The organism is Methylocystis sp. (genome assembly GCF_046349115.1).
In the GTDB taxonomy this organism is placed as follows: Bacteria; Pseudomonadota; Alphaproteobacteria; order Rhizobiales; family Beijerinckiaceae; genus Methylocystis.
Genome location: NZ_JAXMCX010000001.1, coordinates 513197 through 534599, shown reverse-complemented (window position 1 = coordinate 534599; position 21403 = coordinate 513197). Strand labels below are relative to the sequence as shown.

The following is a 21403-nucleotide window of genomic DNA, read 5'->3' as shown; positions in this document are numbered from 1 at the left end:
CTCTAAAGGTAATTGTGGCGGCCGAACGGGCGGCCCCCCGCCCTTGAGGAATGGTTGCTCCATGGCGTCTGCGCAAGAGCCGATAAGCCGCTTCATTCACGTCGCCGACGGGCTGCGCCTGCACGCGCTCGACTATGCCGCGCCGGCGGGGAACGCAGGACTGCTGCCGGTCGTCTGTCTGCCGGGGCTTGCCCGCTCGGCCGACGATTTCGATCGAGTCGCCCGGAAGCTGCAGGGTGACGGCCGGCGCGTCGTGGCGCTCGACTACCGTGGGCGCGGCCTGTCCGACTGGGACCCGGACTGGCGCCGCTACGATTTCGATGTCGAGCAAAAAGACATTGCGGCGCAGCTTGCCGACGCCGGCGTCGCGCAGGCGGTATTTATCGGCACGTCGCGCGGCGGACTGCATACGATGCGCATCGCGGCGCGGCGGCCGGGCGTCGTTCGCGCCGCCGCGCTCAACGACATCGGACCGAAAATCGAACATGCCGGCCTGCTGCGCATCAAGCGCTATGTCGGCAGACTGCCGCCGATCCCTTCAATGCGCGAGGCGATCGCCTTGATGCGAATGACCGCGGGCGTCGATTTCTCCGGCGTCTCGCCGCAGGAATGGGACTCTTATGCGCGTCTCACCTTCATCGAAAAGGACGGCAAGGTTCAGCTGCGCTATGATCCGGAATTGTCGCATACGCTCGACTCGGTCAAGCCCGACGTTACGCCGGAAGAACATTGGGACGACTTCGCCGCGCTCGCGGGCGTTCCGATTCTCGCGATCCGCGGCGCGAATTCGGATATTCTCTCGCCCGAGGTCTTCGACGAAATGGCGCGGCGCGCGCCGCGACTGGAGCAAGTTTTAGTCGAAGGCCAGGGGCACGCGCCGCTGCTGCTCGACGAACCAACGATTTCGCGCATCGCCGAATTCCTGCGCAAATGTCCGTGATCGTCGCCGCGCGGGGCGATCGCCTTACGGGGCGCAGCCCTGGGCCTGATTGAGCCTCGAAATCGCGGCGCCGACATTGATCGCCGCGCTGGCCTGCATGCGCTGCGCATCGAGTTGAAGCTGACGCACGCGATAGAGATCGAAGGCGCTCAATTCGCCGAGCTTGAACGCCTTGAGCGACAGTTCGAACTGATCATTGGCGACGCCAAGTCGGCTGTCGGCGAGTTTCGCCGCGCGCTGCGCCGCCGCCAGATTGTCGCGCGCCGCCTTTATCTCCGCGACAACGATCCGCTTCGCGCGCTCATATTCGGCGAGCGCGCGATCCATCTCGGCGTGCGCCGCGGCGATTCTCGGCTCGTTGCGGCCGGCGGTGGGGAGCGGAATCCTCAAGCGGACGCCGACCGTCGTCGAATCCGTCCGCTGATTGGTGAGCGGCTGAGAGATGTCGGTCGAATATTGATCATTATATTCGCGCCGCCCGAACACGCCGATTTCCGGACTGTCGATCGGCGTCGCGTCGACGAGCCGCGCCTGCGCCTCGGCGCGCACCAGCACGGCGCGCGGCGCGCGCAGCGCCGGATGTTCTTCAATATTGATCGCGGGACGCACCGATTCGAGGCTGCCATCAGGCGGCGCGCCGCCAGTCAGCGCCATATAGTTGACGCGCGCCACTTTCACCGCGCCCTCGGCTTGCGCAAGCTCGGTTTCGGCGGCGAGAGTCTCGTTCTTTGCAAGCAGCGCATCGGTCTGCGAGGCATCGCCAAGCTCGACGCGGCGAGTCATGTCCGCGCCGATATCTCGCGCGGTGGCGACGCGATTGCGCGCGACGGCGGCTTCGCGATCCGCCCGCTGCGCGCTCCACCACGCGTCGCGCAAAGCGCCAGCGACTTCCAGCCGGCGAAGCGCCAGACGCTCGTCCACTTCGTGAAGGCCGGTCGTGACGGTCGCCTCGAAGGCGTCGCGCTGTCCGGGCAGCCACAGCGGCATGCCGACTTCAAACTCGGTTTCGTTGTAATTACGCATATTGCCGGTGACGTTGCTGGAAACATTGTTGCGCTGCAGGCCGCCGAAATATGGCGAGCCGGGCGTAATCGAATTGGCTGTCGCGTAGCGCGCCGAAGTGGCGCGAAACTGCGCTTCGAGCGAACGGCTTGGCGCGTCGATGGCGACGGCCAGATCGAGATGCTGCGCCAGCGCCCCGCCGCGCTGCGGCTTGGCCGACGCCCGCCGCGCACGGCTCTTCTTGGGCGACGGCCTGACTGACGCTTTGATCTGCGTCTCCGCCGGCTCCTCCTGCTCTTGCGCCCTCACGTCCGTCTCAAGCGGCAAAGCGAAAGCGAACAGGGAGAATGCAGCAAGAACCGCGCTCGGCCTCATGCGCGAACGTCCTCTCGCCTGCCTGTCGCCGTGGCGCGTCGCATCGCGCGCGCGCTGAACTTCTGGCGGAACACCATGCCGAGATTAGCTGTTCGATCGTAGAGAATTGGCAGCAGAATTAGGGTCAAAACTGTGGCGGATATGAGCCCGCCGATGACGACGACGGCGAGCGGACGCTGGATTTCGGCGCCCGGCCCATGCGCGAAAAGGAAAGGAATCAGGCCGAAGGCGGCGATGGTGGCGGTGAGCAGGACCGGCCGCATGCGCCGGCGCGCGCCTTCCAACACCGCTTCCCGCGTGCTGCGCGTGCCTTCGGCGACGAGCTTGTTGATGTAAGAGATGAGCACGACGCCATTGAGCACCGCGATTCCGACCAGCGCGATAAAGCCGACCGACGACGGCACCGAGATGAATTCTCCCGAGAGCCACAGGCCCAATATGCCGCCGATCGCCGCGAAGGGCACGTTGCAGAACACCAGCGTCGCCTGCAGCACCGAATTGAACGTCACGTAAAGCAACAGAAAGATCAGCGCCATCGCGATCGGCACGACGATCGCCAGTCGCGCCGAGGCGCGCTGCTGGTTTTCAAACTGGCCGCCCCATTGATAGCGATAGCCCGGCGGCGTCTTGACGTTCTTGGCGACGGCCTTCTTGGCTTCGTCGACGAAGCCGACAAGATCGCGTCCCGTGACATTGGCGAGGACGGTGGCGAAGCGACGCCCGTCCTCGCGAACCACCTGGATCGGCCCGTTTTCGACGCGCACGTCGGCAAGCTGCGACAATTCGACCACCTTGCCTTCGGAGGACACCATCGGCAGCCGGGCGAAGTCGACGGACGAGCGGCGCGACGTCTCCGAGCCGCGGATGACGAGCGGCGTGCGGATCGGTCCTTCCAGCACGATGCCGACCGGCTGACCGTCGACCCAGACGCGCAGCGCATCCTGAATTTCGCCGGCGTTCAGTCCAAAGCGCCCGGCCGCGAGCCGATCGACGCGCGCCGTCAGATAGCGCATGCCGTCGTTCTGCAGGCCGAACACGTCTCGCGCGCCCTTGATCTTGCGCAGCGTCGCCGCGACCTCGCGGGTGAGGCGATTCAGTTCGTCGATGTCGTCGCCGAAAATCTTGACGACAACGTCGCCGCGCGCGCCGATGATCATTTCCTGCACGCGCATGTCGATCGGCTGCGAAAAGGCGTAGGAAATTCCCGGCATGCCGTCCAGCACGGCGCGAACCTCGCCCATCAGCCAGTCGATGTCCTTCCCGCGCCATTCGCTTTGCGGCGCGAGGGTGAGGAAATTGTCCGTGTCGTTAAGGCCGACGGGATCGATGCCGAGTTCGTCGGCGCCGGCGCGCGCCATCATGCCCTTGACTTCCGGCACGCGCTCCATGATCTCGCGTTGAATGCGCATGTCGGTTTCGGCCGCCATATTGACGCTGATCGTGGGATGTTTGCGAACCGTGATGACCGGCGTGCCTTCGTTCATCACCGGCATGAAGGTCTGCCCGAGGCGGGCATAAGCCGTGACCGCGATGACAAGGCCAATGAGAGCCGCGGCGCCCACGATCGCCGGCCGATCGAGCGAACGCCTGAGCAGCGGCTCGTAAACCGCTGCGATCTTGCGCACCAGCCAGGGCTCGTCGGCGTGACCCGGCTTCAACAATGTCGCGCTCAGCGCCGGCACGACGGTCAGCGACAGCACCAGCGCCGATCCGAGCGCGAAGGCGATGGTCAGCGCCACCGGCGCGAACAGGCGCCCTTCCAAACCTTCAAGGGAGAGCAGCGGCAGAAACACGGTGACGATGATGATGACGCCCGACGTGAGCGGCACGGCGACCTCCCGCGTCGCCTCGAACGTCATGAAAATGCGGTCGGAGAGGCTGGCGTCATGCGCATGCGCCATGCGATGTTCGACGTTCTCGACGACGACGACGGCGCAATCGACCAGAAGTCCGATGGCGATCGCCAGGCCGCCGAGCGACATAATGTTGGCCGAGAGGCCCCACCACCGCATGATGCCGAATGTCGACAGCGCGGCGAGCGGCAGAATGAGCGACACGACAAGCGCCGCCCGAAGATTGCCGAGAAACAAGGCGAGCAGTAGGACGACGAGAACGATCGCCTCGATCAGCACTTTCTGCACGGTCCAGACCGCCTTGCCGATCAGTTCGCTGCGATCGTAGAAGATTTCGATCTTGGCGCCGTTCGGCAGGGTCGGCTCGATTTCGGCAAGCCGCGCCTTAACGCCATTAACCACCATGCGCGCGTCGGCGCCGCGCAGGCCGAGAACGAGCCCCCACACCGCCTCGCCCTCGCCATTGCGCACCACGACGCCATTGCGCGGCAGCGCGCCATTGCGCACTTCAGCGACGTCGCCGACGCGCACGATGCCGGTGTCCCGCGCGGCGATGACGACCGAGCGGATATCTTCGAGTGAGCGCAGGCGGCCTTCGGCGCGCACCAGCAGCGCCTCCTCGCCGTCGCGCACGCGACCGGCGCCATCATTCTTATTGTTGTTGGAGAGCGCCGATTGCAGCATCTCCACGGTGACGCCGCGAGACGCCATGGCGGCAGGCGACGGCGCGACTTCGAAGGTGCGCACGAAACCGCCCATTACATTGACGTCGGCGACGCCCGGTAGACCGCGGAGGGCGGGACGTATTGTCCAATCGAGCAGCGAGCGCTGCTCGGTCGGCGTGAGATCGCCGCCGACAATGGTGAACATCAGCATCTCGCCAAGCGGCGTGACGATCGGCGCGAGACCGCCGGAGACGCCGTCCGGCAACTGGCTTTGCGCCTGGTTCAGACGCTCATTGACCTGCGCACGCGCCCAATAGATGTCCGTGCCTTCCGAAAATTCGAAGGTGATGAGCGTCACCGAGTAACGCGTCGTCGACCGCATCCGAACCAGATTGGGTATGCCTTTCGCCGCTACCTCGATCGGCACGGTGACGCGCGTCTCCAGTTCCTCGGGCGTGAGGCCCGGCGCGCGCATCGCGACCAGCACCTGCACCGGCGCGACATCCGGAAAGGCGTCGATCGGCAATTTAAAATAGCTGACCGCGCCCCAGGCGGCGAGACCGAGCGCGCCGAGAAAGACGAGCAACCGCTGTTGAAGCGCGGCGCGGATCAGCCGTTCAAGCATAGCGCGTCGTCACCTTTCGGCTTCGGCCAGTTCAGCCAGCAAGGTCAGCAGGCCGCGCGTCGCCACGCGGGCGCCGGCTTTGAGCGCGCCCTGGACCGAGGCGTATTGCGGCGTTTCGGAAAGCAGAGTCACCGGCGTCGCGACAAAGCCTTCGGCGGTGCGTACAAACACCCAGTTGTGGTTTTTGAAGTTCACCAGCGCATCGGCGGAAACGCGCCACTGCTTCTCGCCGCCGCCGGTAATGCGCATGATCGCCTGCACCGCCTGGCCCGGACGCAGCGAGCTGCGCCCGGTTCGAAACTCCGCCACGGCTGTGACCGACTGCGTCGCCGCATCGACCGTGCGGCCGATGCGAATGAGCCTGCCGTCGAGCCCCGCCGATGGCAAATGCACGCGATCGACATTATCCAGCGCGGCGGCGCGGCCCAGCGGCACTTGCAAATTGACCCAGATCGGATCGAGTCGCGCGATGGTGACGAGCGGCGCCGAGGCCTGCACGCGCTCGCCGGTCGTTCCATGTCGCTGCAGGATGGTGCCGGAGATCGGCGCGCGCACGACGAGCGCGCTCGCAAGTTTCCGGTCGCGCTGAAGCGTCTCGATTTCTTGATCGGTCATCCCGGCGAGCGCGAGAATTTGCCGCCGCTCCTCCAATGCCGAACGCGCCTGCGTCGCCTCGGCGCGCGTCACGATCAACCGGCGCTCAGCGATGATGTGTTCCTTGAACAACTGCTCGTCGCGCCGCAGCTTCTCCGCAGCGAGATTGGCGTCGGAAACGGCGTGCAGAAAGGCGCGCTGCGCCTCGACGAGTTCGGACGACTTCAAGGTGGCGATCGGCGCGCCCTGTTTCACATCCTCGTCGACCGCGACCAGCAAGGTCTCGACGAGGCCGGCGGCGGGCGTCGCCACGATGCGCAACTGCTGCGGCGGCACGGCGACGACGCCGGGCACGACAAGCTCCCCCATCCCCGACTCCGTCTCGACGGGCTGAGTCTCGACGCCGGCGACGCGCATCTGGTCCTCGGTGATCTTCACCAGGATCGGCTGGGGATTATTCTGATTCTCGGAAGGCGCGCCTTGTGCGGCGCCGGCGCTGAAGCTCAGAAGGCCGCCAAAAGCGAGAAGTTGAAGAAAACGAGCAAGCATTCGCCGCATGTGAGTGATTTTGAACCCTAGCTTTGCAGGCCGTCAGCGCGTTTGCGCCATCGAAGCCCTCGGCGTCGTTCCAAAGGCGAAGCAGCGCAGGCCGAAGCTCACGCGCGCGCGGCGGACGCCAAATTGATTTGCCGGCGTCGCAACGGCGTTGATTTTGCCCGGACGCTGCAAGCCGCTCAAGGCAATTCGGTCGTTTGGCGGAGATTTTCCAGAAAAACCCGCAACCCGAGTTCATTCGGGCGCGTCTTTCGGTCGCAAATGACGACGCCGGTTCTATAATCACGGCAGAAACGTGGCTCTAGCCCTGAGGATCAGATGCGTCACCCTTCGACCGCCGCCATTCGGCTCGCCGATTACCGTCCAGCCGATTTCGCAATCGATTCGGTCGAACTCGATTTCAAGCTGCATCCGACGAAGACGCGAGTCACGGCGCGATTGGCGTTGCGCCGCAATCCTGCCGGCGACGCGAGCGCGCCGCTCGCGCTCGACGGCGACGATCTGACCCTGGTCGGCGTCACGCTTGACGGCGTCGCGCTCGCCCCCGGCGACTATGAGGCGACGCCCGATCGCTTGACTCTGGCCAAGGTTCCCGACGCGCCCTTTACGCTCGACATCGAGACCGAGATCAATCCGAGCGGCAATACGCAGCTTTCGGGACTCTATCGTTCCGGCTCCGCCTATTGCACGCAATGCGAGGCGGAAGGCTTTCGCCGCATCACCTATTTTCTCGACAGGCCGGATGTGCTCAGCGTCTACACGACTCGCATCGAAGCCGCGAAGGGCGAAGCGCCGATCCTGCTGTCGAACGGCAATCCCGTCGCGCGCGGCGATATCGCCGGAACCGATCGCCACTATGCGATCTGGCGCGATCCGTTCCGCAAGCCTTCCTATCTCTTCGCGCTCGTCGGCGGCGACCTCGGCGTCTTGCGCGACAGCTTTACGACGATGACGGGACGCAAGGTCGATCTCGCCATCTATGTCGAACATGGCAAGGAAGCGCGCGCCGGCTATGCGATGGACGCGCTGAAGCGCTCGATGCGCTGGGACGAGGAGAAGTTCGGCCGCGAATATGATCTCGACGTCTTCAACATCGTCGCCGTCTCGGACTTCAACATGGGCGCGATGGAGAACAAAGGGCTCAACATCTTCAATGACAAATATGTGCTCGCCTCCGCCGACACCGCGACCGACGGCGATTACGCCGGCATCGAAGGCGTCATCGCCCATGAATATTTCCACAATTGGACCGGCAATCGCATCACCTGCCGCGACTGGTTCCAGCTTTGCCTGAAAGAAGGATTGACGGTTTTCCGCGACCAGGAGTTTTCCGCCGACATGCGGTCGCGCGCCGTGGAGCGAATCGGCGACGTGCGCGGCCTGCGTCTCGCGCAATTTCCAGAAGACGCGGGTCCGCTCGCGCATCCGGTGCGTCCCGACGTCTATCAGGAGATCAATAATTTCTACACCGCGACGGTTTACGAGAAAGGCGCGGAAATCATCCGCATGCTGCGCGTGCTGATCGGCGAGGAAACCTTCCGCCGCGGCATGGATCTCTATTTCGAACGCTTCGACGGAACCGCGGCGACAGTCGAAGATTTTCTGTCCTGCTTCGCCGCGGCGTCGGGCCGCGATCTTAAGCATTTCGCGCTTTGGTACAGTCAGGCCGGCACGCCGGTCGTGACCACGGCGGGCGACTATGACGCCGCCGCCAAGACCTTCACGTTGAAATTCCAACAGGAGACGGCGCCGACGCCGGGCCAAAGCGAGAAGAAGCCCGTCGTCATTCCGATCGCGCTCGCGCTCTTTGGCGAGAATGGCCAAAAGCTCGATCTCGTCAGCGATGACGCAACTCCGACCGAACTCGCGCGCGGCCTGATCGAACTCGACGCCGCCGAGCGCGTCATTAAATTTCGCGAGGTCCCGTCGCGGCCAGTCGTCTCATTGCTGCGCGGCTTTTCCGCGCCGGTGCGCCTTGAGCCCGCGCCCGCAAACGAGGACCTTGAACGCTTGCTCGCCCTTGACGACGATCCCTTCAATCGCTGGCAAGCCGCGCAAGGCCTCGCGTTACGCGCGATTTTCGGCCGCCTCGAAACCGGCGCGTTGGATGCGAAAGGCCTCACCGAGGCGTTGCGATCGCTGCTCGCCAAGGCTGAGGACGATCCGGCGCTGGTCGCGCAGGCGCTGTCGCTGCCATCCGACATCGACCTCGCGCGCGAAAAGGCGAGCGACGTCGATCCTGACGTCCTGTTTGACGCGCGCATGGCGCTTCGCGCCGAAATCGGCAGATCGCTCGGCGCTGAGCTTGAAGCGATCTATGCGCGCTTCGCCGATGAAGGCGCCTATGCGCCGGACGCCGCCAGCGCCGGCCGTCGCGCCCTGCGCAATGTGGCGCTCGACCTTTTGGCCGCAGGGGACTGTGAAAAAGGGCGCGCGCTGGCGATGGCGCAATTTGAGGCTGCGGGGAATATGACCGACAGACTCGCGGCGCTGGCGACATTGGCGCTCCTCGGCGGGCATGCGCGCGAGGAGGCCTTCGCCCGCTTCTATGCGCAATACGCCGGCGACGCGCTTGTCATCGACAAATGGTTCTCACTGCAGGCGATGATTCCGGAAGCGGCGACCACGCAGCGCGTGCTAAGCCTGATGAGCCATCGCGAATTCTCGCTCGCCAATCCCAATCGCGTGCGCGCGCTGATCGGCGCCTTCGCCAATGGCAATCTCACCCGCTTTCACGCGCTGGACGGATCGGGATATGATCTGCTGACCAGCGTCGTTCTTCAGGTCGACCCGAAGAATCCGCAATTGGCGGCGCGGCTGCTCTCGACGTTGCGTTCCTGGCGCACGATGGAGTCAAGACGACGCGATCTGATTGAGGCTCGGCTCAAGCATATCGTCGCGCAGGAGAACCTGTCGGCTGACCTGCGCGACATCGCCACCAGGGCGCTCGGCTGAGGCGATCGAAAAAAGTTTCGTTAACTTTGCGTTAAGGTCTGGACAATCGCGCCTCGAAGGATTCGAATGAAAGTGATTCGGGCGTAAAGCCGCGTTTGCATCACAATCATTTCGGAGGCTCTCGATGGCGCGCGCTCCCGCTGCCCGCGTGAAGACTCACGCCCATACGGTGTGGGGCGCGTATCGGTTCGACGAAGATAGCGCAAAGGGGCTGAAGGATTTCGGCTGGCTGCGTCCCTTGGCGCTTGCCGCCTGCGCGGTATGCCTGATTTCTCTCGTCGCCTTCGTCGTGTCGCTGACTGGCGCGATGCAGGATCGGCTGGTCGAGCAAGCCGTCGACGACCTTGAGCTTTTCGCGCGCGCCGTCTCGCTCGACCTGCGCGACAAGCTCACGGCCGACGCGCAAAAGCCCTTCGCCGCGCCGCTTGATCAGCTCGTGCCGCAGGGCGCGCTGTCGCGCGGCCGACGCATTCTGGTGACCGATGAGCGCGGGCGGATCGCCGCGGCGTTCCCGCCGCTTCCATCCAAAGACCTGACGCTGTCGCAGGCGCTCGGCGCTGAAGAGGCGCTCGTCGACTTCGCCGACAACGCCGGCGTGATGCGCGTCACGCTACCCGAAGGCGTTCCCGCGCTGGTCAGCGTGCGGAAGCTGCCGACGCCCTTCGGCCAGGTGGCGATGATCTATCCGGTCGACAATGTGCTCGGCGAGTGGCGCGCCGTCGCTTCGCGCTATGCCCTGATATTCGCCGGCGCCGCGCTGCTTCTGGCGCTCATCGTCCTCGCCTATTTCCGCCAAACCCGCCGTCGTCAGGAGGTCGAACGCGCCAATGCGCTGATCCGCAGGCGCCTCGAAGCGGCGCTGTCGCGCGGGCGCTGCGGCCTCTGGGAATGGGATATCGCCGGCGGCCGAATCTATTGGTCCGACTCCATGTATGAGATGCTGGGACTGACCGCCGAGCGCCGCTTTCTCTCCTTCGCTGAATTGAGCGGCATGCTCCATCCCGATGACGGCGACTTCGAAACGATCGCCGAGATGCTGGCCTGTTCGCGCGCCAACAGCGTCGACCACGAATTCCGATTGAAGAACGCCGACGGCGAATGGATTTGGCTGCGCGCGCGGGCTCAGATCGTCGAAGAAGGGCGCGAAGCCGGCAAACATCTGGTTGGCATCGCCGTCGACATTTCCGAGCAACGCGCGCTTGCCGAATATACGAAGATGGCCAATCTGCGCCTGCGCGACGCCATTGACGCCATTTCGGAAGCCTTCGTGCTGTGGGACGCCAAGAACCGTCTGGTCACCTGCAATTCGAAATTTCTGGCCCTGCACGGCATCCCGCCGGACGCCGCGACGCCCGGCGCGAGCTATCGGCAGATCATGAGCTGCGCCACGGCGCCGCTGATTAGAACCGAGATCGCCCCGCCCGACGGCCCGTCGCCCGACGCCCGCGCCTATGAGGCGCAGCTTGTCGACGGACGCTGGCTTCAGATCAACGAGCGCCGCACCAAGGACGGCGGCTATGTGTCGGTTGGCGCCGACATCACCGCGCTCAAGCGCAATGAGGAAAAACTGCGCGACTCGGAACGTCGTCTCACCGCGAGCGTCGCCGATCTCACTTATTCGCGGCAGACGCTCGAAATGCAGGCGCAGCAACTCGCGACGCTCGCCGAGAAATATCATCACCAGAAGGCGGAAGCGGAAGCCGCCTATGTCGCGAAATCGGAATTCCTCGCCAATATGAGCCATGAGCTGCGCACGCCGCTCAACGCCATCATCGGCTTTTCGGAGATGATGGAGGCGGAGCCCTTCGGCGCGCTCGGCTCCCCGAAATATCTGGAATATTGCAGCGGCATACGCCAGGGCGGCGCCTATCTCAACGAAGTGCTGTCCGACATTCTCGACATGTCGCGCCTCGAAGCGGGCCTTGTGCGGCTCGCCGAACGCGAAATCAATGTCGCCGAGGCGATCCGCAAGGCCGTCGTGGCCTGGCGCGCGCGCGCCGAACTCAAGGACATCGAGATCATCGCCGACGCCGCCGACAATCTGCGCTGCGTCGGCGACGAGGCCGCGATCGTCAAGACGCTCTGCATCTTTCTTTCCAACGCGGTGAAATTCAGCGACAGGGGGCAAGTGGTGCGGGTGCGCGCGCGCGCGCATGGTGGCGCGATCGACGTCTATGTCGAAGATTCCGGACGCGGCGTCGATCCATGCGCCATTCCCAAGCTCGGCAAGCCTTTTGAGCAATGCGCGAATTTGATTGAAAACGGCATGCGCGGCTCGGGGCTCGGCCTCGCCATCGCGCGCGCCCTCATCGAATTGCATGGCGGCGCGCTGCGTTTCCGTTCGCGTCTTGGCGAAGGCACGATCGTCATGATGCGGCTGCCGGCCGCCTCGGCGACGGTGACGCAGTTAAAGACGCGCGCGATCGAGTCGCCCGGCGCGCCGGGGAAAGTCTCGCCTCATGCGCGCTCGACTCGCGCCGGGGGAACGACGGTAATCCGCATCGCCGGCAAGGACAGCACGACGCGCAAACCCGGCGCATTGTCCTCGATCCGCAACGCGCCGTGATGCATGCGGGCGACCGCCGCGGCGAGCGACAGGCCGAGACCCGAGCCCGGCCGCGAACGCGAATTCTCAAGCCGCACGAAACGCCCGACGACGCGCTCGCGATCCGACGGCGCTATCCCCGGCCCGCGATCGGAGACGACGATCTCGACGCGATCGCCGACGCGCCGCGCTTCGACGGCGATGCGCGGATCGTCGCCCGCCGCGCCATATTTCAGCGCATTGTCGACAAGGTTCACGAGCGCCTGCCCGAGCAGTTCGCGGCTGCCCGTGACCTTTAATCCGTCCTGCGCCGACAGGTCGAGACGCACGCCCTGCTCTTCCGCGACCGGCTCGTACATTTCGACGATGTCGCGCACGACGGCGTCGGCGTCGAAGGCGGCCATGTGGTCGCTCGAATAGCCGGCCTCGGCGCGCGCGATCATCAGCAAGGCGTTGAACACGCTGATGAGATTGTCCGATTCTTCGATCACCGCGGCGAGCGCCTCGCGATGCTCGCGATCGTTGGAGCCCGCTCGTAAGGCGGCCTCGGCGCGGTTGCGCAGGCGGGTCAGCGGCGTCTTGAGGTCATGCGCGATATTGTCGGACACCTCGCGCAGGCCGGCCATCAGCTCGCTGATGCGCGCGAGCATGGCGTTGAAATTTTCCGCCAGGCGGTCGAGTTCGTCGCCGGCGCCCGAAACCGCCAGACGCTCATGCATGTCGCCCGCCATGATGCGGCGCGCCGAGGCCGACATCACGTCGACGCGTTCGAGCATGCGATAGGAAACGAACAGGCCGCCAAGCGAGCCGACAAGAACGAGCCAGAACAGCGAAACGCCGAGCGCGCTGCGCAAGATGCCGCGCAGCACCTCATGGTCTTCGATATCGTGGCCGATGAGCAGCCGAAACCCGCCCGGCAGCAGAAACAGCCGCAGCAAGGCCGGATGCTTGACCCCCGGCTCGCCGCGCCGCTCATAGGTCGTCTCGACGAGTTCGGTGCCGCCCGACGGCGTGAACGCGGGGGCCTCGATATTGCCGACGATCACGTCGCCGGAATGACTGGTGAGCAGATAAAGCGAACCGCCCGGGGCGCGCACGCGGCGTTCGAGCGCATTGCCGAGCTGACGCAGGCCGCCTTGTGAATATTGTTCGGAGAGCGCTCTGATTTCGGCGTCCACGGTCTGCTCGATCTGCTCGTCGAGCACTTCCTTGACGCGGGTCCCGACGCGCGCGAGCACCAGCCCCGCGCCGATCGAGAACAGCACGAGATAGGCGATCGAAAGCTTGAACGCCGTCGTGCGGAAAAGCTTACCGAGCGCCGTCACGGATCATATACCCGGCTCCGCGGATCGTGTGCAGAAGCGGATTCTCGCGGCCTTTGTCGATCTTGGAGCGCAAGCGCGAAATATGCACGTCGATGACATTGGTCTGCGGATCGAAATGATAATCCCAGACATTTTCGAGCAGCATGGTGCGGGTCACCACCTGGCCGGCGTGTTTCATCAAATATTCGAGCAGCCGGAATTCGCGGGGCTGAAGCGTCACTTCCTGACCGCCGACAGTGACCTTATGCGACAGGCGATCGAGCTCCAGATCGCCGACGCGGTATTGAGTCTCTTCGCCCTTGGGGCCGACGCGGCGGCGGGCCAAGGCCTCGACGCGCGCCAGCAGTTCGGAAAAGGAGTAAGGCTTCGGCAGATAATCGTCGCCGCCGGCGCGCAGCCCTTTGACGCGATCGTCCACCTGGCCGAGGGCCGAAAGAATGAGAGCGGGAGTCTCGACGCCTTGTTCGCGCAGGCCGGAGATTAGCGACAGCCCGTCCATCTTGGGCAGCATCCTGTCGACGATGAGGACGTCATAGTCGCCGTCGCCGGCGCGGCCATAGCCGGCGAGCCCGTCGGCGGCATGTTCGGCGACATGGCCCTGCTCGCGGAACGCCTTGACGAGATATTCGCTCGCTTCGTTGTCGTCTTCAATGATGAGAATGCGCATGTTTCTCTATATCCGAGATTGCAAAAAAACGGCAGGCCGGCGCATTGTGCGCCAGCCTGCCCGCGTTCGGGAGCCAGGAGGGGACTGGCTCTGCCCGACGCTCTTCTTTGCGGAGGCCGACTGCGGGCGGGTGCAGTGTGTCAGTCTCGACGCAAGAAGCTCGTTAAACCGGCTTAGCCGGCGCCCTTCACGGGAACGGCAAGGAATTTCGCCCCGTCAGTGGACTTCACCCGCAACAGCACCGAGCGGCGGCCATCCTTTCGAGCGGCCTCCAGCGCGGCGGCGAGATCGCGGCTGGAGCTGACCGGCTGACCGCCGGCCTCGACGATGACGTCGCCCCTGTGCAATCCCTTTTGCGCGGCCGCGCCGGACGGGTCGAGATCGGTCACGAGGACCCCTTCGCGACCCGCGCCGCGCACCTCGGTCGCCGGCACGACCTCAATGCCGAGGCCGGACAGTTCCGGGCCGCGCTCGGAATTTTCCTCGCCGGCGCGCGCCTCGCGCTCATCGGGCAAAGTTCCCAGTTTGAGCTTCACGGTCTTTTCGGCGCCCGAGCGCAGATAGGTGAGGTCCACCGTCTTGCCTGGGCCAAGGGCGGCGATGCGGCGCGCGAGATCGCGCGGCGTTTCAATCTTCTCGCCATTGACCGCGACGATGACGTCGCCAGCCTTCAGGCCCGCCTCTTCAGCCGGCGCGCCTTTCTGCGGCTGCGCGATCAGCGCGCCTTTCACAGACTTCAGGCCCATGCTGTCGGCGATTTCCTGCGTCACATTCTGAATCTTGACGCCGATCCAGCCGCGCGACACCGAGCCCTTTTCCTTGAGCGCCGCCACGACGTCCTTGGCGACCTCGGACGGAATGGCGAAGCCGATGCCGATCGATCCGCCCGACGGCGAATAGATCGCCGTGTTGACGCCGATCACATTGCCATGCGCGTCGAAGGCGGGGCCGCCCGAGTTGCCGCGATTGACCGGCGCGTCGATCTGCAGGAAGTCGTCATAAGGGCCAGCGCCGATATCGCGCCCGCGCGCCGAGACGATGCCGGCGGTGACCGAGCCGCCCAGGCCGAACGGATTGCCGACCGCGATCACCCAGTCGCCGACGCGCGGCGCCGAGGCGCCCCATTCGACATAGGGCAGTTTCTGGCCGTCGTTAATCTTGAGAAGCGCCAAGTCTGTGCGCTTGTCGGCGCCGATCACCTTGGCCGGCAGCGTGCGGCCGTCATCGAGCGCGACCTCGACTTCATTGGCGTGTTCGACGACATGATTGTTGGTCACGACATAGCCGTCAGGACTGATGATGAATCCGGAGCCCTGCGACATTGTCATGTGTTTCTGCGGACGGCCCTGGCCTTGTTCGCCGAACTGCCTGAAAAAACGATACATCGGGTCGTCTGGCGACATGTCGGGCATGTCAAAGGCGCCGCCGCCCTGCGAATCCTCCACCGCCTTGACCTTGATGGCGACGACGGCGGGTTTCACGCGCTCGACGATGTCGGCGAAAGAAGCGGGTCCGGCGGAAATGACCGATCCCGAGAGCGGCGCTTCGGCGTAGGCCGGGGTCAGCGGCGCCGGACCGATGGCGGCGCCAAGCGCGAACGCGGCCGTCGCGCCAATCAGCGCGAGGCGGGACGCGCGGCGCGGCGCTTCCACGGCGCGGTCGCGAGGATTGATTGCGATAGGCATTTCTCGAAAATCTCCATCTCTGCGCGACGCCCCGCGGAGGAGAAGCGCAACGTCGCCGCGAGTAGAAGATGGAGATGGCCGCTTTGCCGGCCAATGGCGGCGGGATGAAACTTTCGTAAGGCGGCCTTACAGCCACCCGGCGCGGCGCAGCCGGTAGTAGAGATAGGCGCAAATCGTCGCGGTCACGCCCAGGACGACGTAATAGCCGTATTTCCAGCTCAGCTCCGGCATGTGCTCGAAATTCATGCCGTAAATGCCGGCGACGGCCGTGGGCACGGCGAGAATCGCGGCCCAAGCGGCCAGCCGGCGGGAAATGTCGGTCTGCTGCATCTGCGCGTTCATCAGGCTCGATTCAAATGCGAAGGCCAGAGTCTCGCGCATCGTGTCGATGCGTTCCTGCACGCGGCGCAGATGGTCGCGCACGTCACGAAAATGCGGTCGCATCTCCCGATCGATCGCGACGACGTCGCTGCGCTCCAAACGCCGGCAGACGTCGGAAAGCGGCGTCGCGGCGTTGCGCAGATGCAGCAGGTCGCGCCGCAAACTGTAGAGCTGCTCGATTTCCGCCCTGCCCATCGTCGTCGCGAGCACGTGATCCTCGATGTCCTCGACCTCGTCATTGATGGCGTCGAGCACCGGGAAGTAATTGTCGACAATGAAATCGAGAATGGCGTAGACGATGAAATCCTCGCCCTCGGAAAGACGCTCGGCGCGGGCTTCGCAGCGCTCACGCACATGCGCATAGGTTTCCGAGGCGCCGTGGCGGACGCTCACGACATAGCCGACGCCGAGAAAAAGATGCGTCTCGCCAAAGGCGATGCGGCCATCGACCATCTGCGCGGTGCGCGCGACGATGAACACGCTGTTCTCATATTCTTCGAGCTTGGGGAATTGATGCGCCTTGAAGGCGTCCTCGATCGCAAGCTGATGCAACGAGAACTGGCGTCCGACCCGCTCGAGCAATTCCTGCGAAGGCTCATAAAGGCCGATCCAAACGACATGGCCCTCGCGCCTGGCCCAGTCTCCAGCCTCACTGATCTCGATATCGGCGATCTTGCGGCCGTTCTGATAGACCGCCGCCGCGACGACTCCGGCTTCACGGATCTTTGTCGCCGGCGTCCGTTCCTCCATGGCCGCGCTCCGGCCGTCAGGACGGCTTCGCGCCGCCGCGCGTCACGCCGACCTTCGCCGGCCGCAACACGCGTTCGCCGATCATATAGCCCTGCTCGACGACCTGAGCCACCGTGCCGGCGGGCTGCGTCTCGTCGGGGATTTCGAACAGCGCTTCATGCTGATTGGGATCGAAGCGCGCGCCTTGCGCTTCGATCTTCTTGACGCCGAACCGGGCGAGCCGCGCCAGAAAATCGCGCTCCATCACCTCGACGCCTTCGACCAGCGCCGCCACCGCCGGGTCGGCGCGCGAACCTTCGGGCACATTCTCCAGAGCGCGCTGCAGATTATCGGCGAATGACAGCGTTTCGCGCGCGAAATTGGCGACGCCATAGGCTTTCGCGTCGGCGACTTCGCGCTCGGCGCGACGGCGCACATTCTCGACTTCGGCGAGGGCGCGCAGCAGCTTGTCCTTCAAGCCGGCATTTTCCGCATATAAATTTTCGAGCTCGGTGAAGGGTTCCGGCTGCGCAATATCGGATTCCGCCGAAGGCTGCGACAGGGACGAAGGCTCCGCCGCGCCCTGATTTTTTGTCGTCTCAGCCTTCTTATCCGCATTCATTGGATCGCTCATGCTCTCACCATGGTTTTCGTAAAGGGCCCGATATCTGCGGGCGAAGCGTCAAAATCAAGTCGCTGCGGCCGGCGTTTTCTGGCCACGGCCGCCCTGGCCGTTGAAGACATCCAGGAGCTGCCGCTTGATCGCCGCCTGGCGTTGCGGCGAGGCGATTTTCGCGCCGGTCAGATCGGTGACGTAGAAAGCGTCGACGGCGCGCTCGCCGAAGGTCACGATATGCGCCGAGGCGATATTGAGGTTGAGCCTGGAGATCGCATTCGTGAGCTCGAAGAGCAGGCCTTCGCGGTCGAGCCCCGAGACTTCGATCACCGTATAGACGTTGGACAGGCTGTTATCGACGACCACCTCCGGCGCGACCGAAAAAGCGTCGGTCGGCAGATGAGCTTTGGCGCGCGCCTTCAACGCGTCGGACACGACCACCTCGCCGCGCAGGGCCCTGGCGATCAGGTCGGCGATGCGTCGCGCGCGACGCATTTCATCTTCGTCGTAATCGAAGGCGCGCGAGAAGAAGATCGTGTCGAGCGCCAAACCATCGACCGTGGTGAAGATATGCGCGTCGACGATATTGGCGCCTCCCGCCGCGCAGCCGCCGGCGATGATCGACAGCAGGCGCGGATTGTCGGGCGCGACGACGGTCAGTTCGACGGCCCCCCGCGTCCGGTCGAGTTCGACCGCGGTCGCAAGCGGCGCCGGCGCGCCATTCATCTCGCGCAGCATCGCGGCATGACGAAGCTTGCGGGCCACGTCGACCTTGAGCCAATATGCGGGATAGTGGCGTCTGGCGTAGGCGTCGAATTCCTCGTCGCTCCAGTCTGGCAGCGCCGCGCGCAATTCGTCCTTGGCGCCCGCGACGCGGCTCTTGCGATCGACCGCCGAATGGCCGCCGCCGAGCACGACCTCGGTCTCCCAGTAGAGCACGCGCAGCAATTGCGCCTTCCAGGCGTCCAGCACGCCGGGCCCGACCGCGTTGATGTCGCAGACGGTCAGAACGAAAAGCATCTTCAGCCGTTCGATCGTCTGAACGATGGCGGCGAAATTCTCAATCGTGACGCGATCGGAGAGATCGCGGCTCTGCGCGAAACTCGACATTGTGAGATGATGCTCGACGAGCCAGGCCACCGACTCGGTTTCGCCCGCCGTGAATCCCAGCCGCGGACATAGCGTACGCGCCACCTCCATGCCGGCGACGGAGTGATCCTCCTTACGGCCCTTGGCGATGTCGTGCAGGAAAAGGCCCAGATAAAGGACTTTGCGGTTGACGATGGTCGGCAGGACTTCGTCGACGAGTTGCCGATGCTCGGGCATGCGCCCCGCTTCGAGATCGGACAATCCGCCGACCGCGCGCAGCAGATGCTCGTCGACCGTGTAGTGATGATACATGTTGAACTGCATCATCGCGACGACCTTGCCGAATTCCGGAATGAAGCGCCCGAGAACGCCAGACTCGTTCATCCGCCGCAGCGTGATTTCGGTCATGTTGCGCGACAGCAGGATTTCCAGAAACAGCCGATTGGCCTCCTTGTTGGCCCGCAGATTGGCGTCGATCAGGCGCAGCGACAGAGTCACCGCGCGCAGCGCGTCAGGATGCAGCGGCAGGCCATGATGATCGGCCATCCAGAAGAGGCGAATGATGTTGACGGGATCGCGCTTGAACACGTCGGCGTCGACGATGCTGATGCGATCATGATCGACAATGAAGTCGCCTTGCGGCGCGCGGGTGCGCCGGCGTCGGAACGGCTGCAGGAAGCGCTCGAAAATCGCGCGCGGCTTCGCCTGCTTCTCTTCAAGCGCCGCGCAGACGATCGCGGTCAGATCGCCGACTTCCTTGGCGACAAGAAAATAATGCTTCATGAAACGCTCAACCGGCGACAATCCGCTGCGGTCGTGATAGCCGAGGCGCCGCGCGATCGCCGGCTGCACATCGAAGGAAAGCCGTTCCTCGGCGCGACCTCTTGCAAAATGCAGATGGCAGCGTACCCGCCATAAGAACTCTTCGCAGCGCTCGAAGAGACTGAGCTCGGCGGCGGTGAAGAGGCCGGCGGCGACAAGCTCCTTCGCCTCGCGCACGCGATAGACATATTTGGCGATCCAGAACAGCGTATTGAGATCGCGCAGGCCGCCCTTGCCTTCCTTGACGTTCGGTTCGACGAGATAGCGCGACGCGCCGGCGCGCAGCACGCGCGAATCGCGTTCGGCGAGCTTGGCCGAGACGAATTCGCGCGTGTCGAGACGCGCGATCTCGCGATCGAAACTGTCGCGGAATTCGCTGAATAATTCGGCGTTGCCGAGGATGAAACGCGCTTCGAGCAGCGTCGTGCGAATGGTCATGTCGGTGCGGGCCTGACGCATGCATTCGGCGACGGAGCGCGTCGCATGGCCGACCTTCTGACGCAGGTCCCATAGAATATAAAGGATCGCCTCGATGACGCTTTCGCCCCACGCCGTCTGCTTGTAGGGCACGAGAAACAGAAGGTCGATGTCGGAGCCGGGCGCGAGCGCGCCGCGCCCATAGCCGCCGACGGCGACAATCGCGAGACGCTCGGCGAAGGTCGGATTATCGACGACGTAAACATAGCGCACGACATAGTCGTAAATGGCGCCGATCAGTTCGTCCTCAAGCCCAGAAAGCTGTCGCGCACATGCCAGTCCCGAACCGCGCGCCTCGAGCCGCGCCCGTGCGATCTCGCGTCCTTCGGCGAGAACCGAACGAAACAATTCGACGATCGCGGTGCGCCGCGCATGGCCGCGCTCTCTCTTGCAGATCGACGCGACCGAAGGCGCGAGCGCCTCGCGCAGACCGCGGAACTGCGCGTCGGGATCGAGGCCGGAAAAAACGCTGATCGTCGCGACTTCATTCATAGCGCGAGTTCCGACGGCCGGCCCGACGCGCGCAGCGCGCGCAGGCCCCTCTCGATGGCGTCGAACAGCGGCGGCGCGAGATCGGGCCCGCCGATGCGCTTGAGCGCGCGCAGCCCGGTCGGCGAGGTCACGTTGATTTCGGTGAGCCAGCCGTCGATCACGTCGATGCCGACAAACACCAGGCCGCGTCGTTTCAGCTCCGGTCCCAGCCGCGCGCAGATTTCCCGCTCTCGCGAGTCGAGTTCGGTCGCCGCCGGCGCGCCGCCGCGCACCATGTTCGAGCGGATGTCGTCAACCGCGGGAACCCGATTGATCGCGCCCATCGCCTCGCCGTCGATCAGCAGGATGCGCTTGTCGCCCTTCACGATCTCGGGGATAAACCGTTGGACGACCCACGGTTCGCGGAAGGTCGTCGCGAACATGTCGATGAGCGAGCCGAAATTCGGATCGCGCGGCGCGACCTTGAACACCGCGGCGCCGCCATGGCCGTAGAGCGGCTTCATGACGATGTCGCCATGCGTGGCGCGAAAACGCTCGATCGCCGCGCGGTCGCGGGTGATCAACGTCGGCGGCATCAAATCGGAAAATTCCATCACGAAGATTTTTTCGGGCGCGTTGCGCACATGCGCCGGATCGTTGACGACGAGCGTCTTCGGCGCGAGCCGTTCGAGAAGATGCGTGGAAGTAATATAGGCGAGATCGAAGGGCGGGTCCTGGCGCAGCAGCACCACGTCCATGGCGCGAAGATCAAGCTTGGTCGCCTCGCCCAGCGCGTAGTAGCGGGACGGATCGTCGAAAACCTCGATAGAATTGGCGCGCGCCGTCAGCCGCTCGCCTTCGAGGGAGAGCCGATCCGGCGTGTAGAACCACAGGCGATGCCCTCTGCGCTTTGCCTCCAGCATCAGAGCGAAGGTCGAATCGCCTGCAAAATTAATGCGTTCCAACGGGTCCATCTGGACCGCTATCTCGAGCATCGATCCCCCTGCCGCAGCCGCCGTCGTCCCGGTTCGG

Annotated in this window: 13 protein-coding genes; 3 read left to right on the top strand and 10 right to left on the bottom strand. The window is 64.5% G+C overall.

What is annotated here, in order from left to right; genetic code table 11:
* Positions 1-61: 61 nt before the first annotated feature.
* Positions 62-940, top strand: coding sequence for an alpha/beta fold hydrolase (locus U1E20_RS02455; protein WP_409978998.1), 879 nt, complete (start codon positions 62-64; stop codon positions 938-940).
* 24 nt (positions 941-964) lie between these two features.
* On the opposite strand, the gene U1E20_RS02450 is transcribed toward U1E20_RS02455, so the two are convergent.
* From U1E20_RS02450 to U1E20_RS02440, 3 genes are read right to left on the bottom strand one after another with little or no spacing between them, the layout of a single operon-like run.
* On the bottom strand, positions 965-2317 hold the full coding sequence (locus tag U1E20_RS02450) for a TolC family protein (protein ID WP_409978997.1): 1353 nt from the start codon (positions 2315-2317) through the stop codon (positions 965-967).
* Positions 2314-5460 carry an efflux RND transporter permease subunit gene (locus tag U1E20_RS02445; RefSeq protein ID WP_409978996.1) on the bottom strand — a complete coding sequence of 1049 codons (3147 nt, stop codon included), beginning with the start codon at positions 5458-5460 and terminating at the stop codon, positions 2314-2316. The genes U1E20_RS02450 and U1E20_RS02445 overlap by 4 nt, the downstream gene beginning before the upstream one ends.
* 9 nt (positions 5461-5469) lie before the next feature.
* A complete protein-coding gene (locus tag U1E20_RS02440; RefSeq protein ID WP_409978995.1) occupies positions 5470-6603 on the bottom strand; it encodes an efflux RND transporter periplasmic adaptor subunit in 1134 nt (377 codons plus the stop codon).
* A 324-nt stretch (positions 6604-6927) separates the two neighbouring features.
* Between U1E20_RS02440 and pepN the strand changes: the two genes are divergently transcribed.
* Entirely contained in the window at positions 6928-9564 is a 2637-nt protein-coding gene (gene pepN / locus U1E20_RS02435; protein WP_409978994.1) for an aminopeptidase N, read from the top strand.
* Positions 9565-9688: 124 nt separating this feature from the next.
* On the top strand, positions 9689-12130 hold the full coding sequence (locus U1E20_RS02430) for a PAS domain-containing sensor histidine kinase (RefSeq protein ID WP_409978993.1): 2442 nt from the start codon (positions 9689-9691) through the stop codon (positions 12128-12130).
* Here U1E20_RS02430 and U1E20_RS02425 read toward each other — a convergent pair.
* The 7 genes from U1E20_RS02425 to gshB form a co-directional block, all read right to left on the bottom strand.
* Positions 12022-13434, bottom strand: coding sequence for a sensor histidine kinase (locus U1E20_RS02425; RefSeq protein WP_409978992.1), 1413 nt, complete (start codon positions 13432-13434; stop codon positions 12022-12024). The two genes, U1E20_RS02430 and U1E20_RS02425, sit on opposite strands and share 109 nt — an antisense overlap.
* Entirely contained in the window at positions 13418-14101 is a 684-nt protein-coding gene (locus tag U1E20_RS02420; protein WP_409978991.1) for a response regulator transcription factor, read from the bottom strand. The genes U1E20_RS02425 and U1E20_RS02420 overlap by 17 nt, the downstream gene beginning before the upstream one ends.
* Before the next feature lie 173 nt (positions 14102-14274).
* Positions 14275-15786, bottom strand: a complete 1512-nt coding sequence (locus U1E20_RS02415; protein ID WP_409978990.1) for a Do family serine endopeptidase — start codon at positions 15784-15786, stop codon at positions 14275-14277.
* 126 nt (positions 15787-15912) lie between these two features.
* Positions 15913-16917 (bottom strand): magnesium/cobalt transporter CorA, encoded by a 1005-nt coding sequence (gene corA, locus U1E20_RS02410; protein WP_409978989.1) that lies wholly within the window; start codon positions 16915-16917, stop codon positions 15913-15915.
* 16 nt (positions 16918-16933) lie between these two features.
* A complete protein-coding gene (grpE, locus tag U1E20_RS02405) occupies positions 16934-17518 on the bottom strand; it encodes a nucleotide exchange factor GrpE (RefSeq protein ID WP_409978988.1) in 585 nt (194 codons plus the stop codon).
* A 66-nt stretch (positions 17519-17584) separates the two neighbouring features.
* The gene (locus U1E20_RS02400; protein ID WP_409978987.1) at positions 17585-20392 is read right to left on the bottom strand and encodes a [protein-PII] uridylyltransferase; all 2808 of its coding nucleotides are present in this window, start codon (positions 20390-20392) and stop codon (positions 17585-17587) included.
* On the bottom strand, positions 20389-21366 hold the full coding sequence (gene gshB, locus U1E20_RS02395) for a glutathione synthase (RefSeq protein ID WP_409978986.1): 978 nt from the start codon (positions 21364-21366) through the stop codon (positions 20389-20391). The genes U1E20_RS02400 and gshB overlap by 4 nt, the downstream gene beginning before the upstream one ends.
* Positions 21367-21403: the final 37 nt, after the last annotated feature.

Coding starts and splice junctions, on each gene's coding strand:
- U1E20_RS02430 (WP_409978993.1), top strand. CDS start 9,689: ATGGCGCGCGCTCCCGCTGCCCGCGTGAAGACTCACGCCCATACGGTG.
- pepN (WP_409978994.1), top strand. CDS start 6,928: ATGCGTCACCCTTCGACCGCCGCCATTCGGCTCGCCGATTACCGTCCA.
- U1E20_RS02455 (WP_409978998.1), top strand. CDS start 62: ATGGCGTCTGCGCAAGAGCCGATAAGCCGCTTCATTCACGTCGCCGAC.
- U1E20_RS02445 (WP_409978996.1), bottom strand. CDS start 5,460: ATGCTTGAACGGCTGATCCGCGCCGCGCTTCAACAGCGGTTGCTCGTC.
- gshB (WP_409978986.1), bottom strand. CDS start 21,366: ATGCTCGAGATAGCGGTCCAGATGGACCCGTTGGAACGCATTAATTTT.
- U1E20_RS02415 (WP_409978990.1), bottom strand. CDS start 15,786: ATGCCTATCGCAATCAATCCTCGCGACCGCGCCGTGGAAGCGCCGCGC.
- grpE (WP_409978988.1), bottom strand. CDS start 17,518: ATGAATGCGGATAAGAAGGCTGAGACGACAAAAAATCAGGGCGCGGCG.
- U1E20_RS02420 (WP_409978991.1), bottom strand. CDS start 14,101: ATGCGCATTCTCATCATTGAAGACGACAACGAAGCGAGCGAATATCTC.
- U1E20_RS02450 (WP_409978997.1), bottom strand. CDS start 2,317: ATGAGGCCGAGCGCGGTTCTTGCTGCATTCTCCCTGTTCGCTTTCGCT.
- U1E20_RS02400 (WP_409978987.1), bottom strand. CDS start 20,392: ATGAATGAAGTCGCGACGATCAGCGTTTTTTCCGGCCTCGATCCCGAC.
- U1E20_RS02440 (WP_409978995.1), bottom strand. CDS start 6,603: ATGCTTGCTCGTTTTCTTCAACTTCTCGCTTTTGGCGGCCTTCTGAGC.
- corA (WP_409978989.1), bottom strand. CDS start 16,917: ATGGAGGAACGGACGCCGGCGACAAAGATCCGTGAAGCCGGAGTCGTC.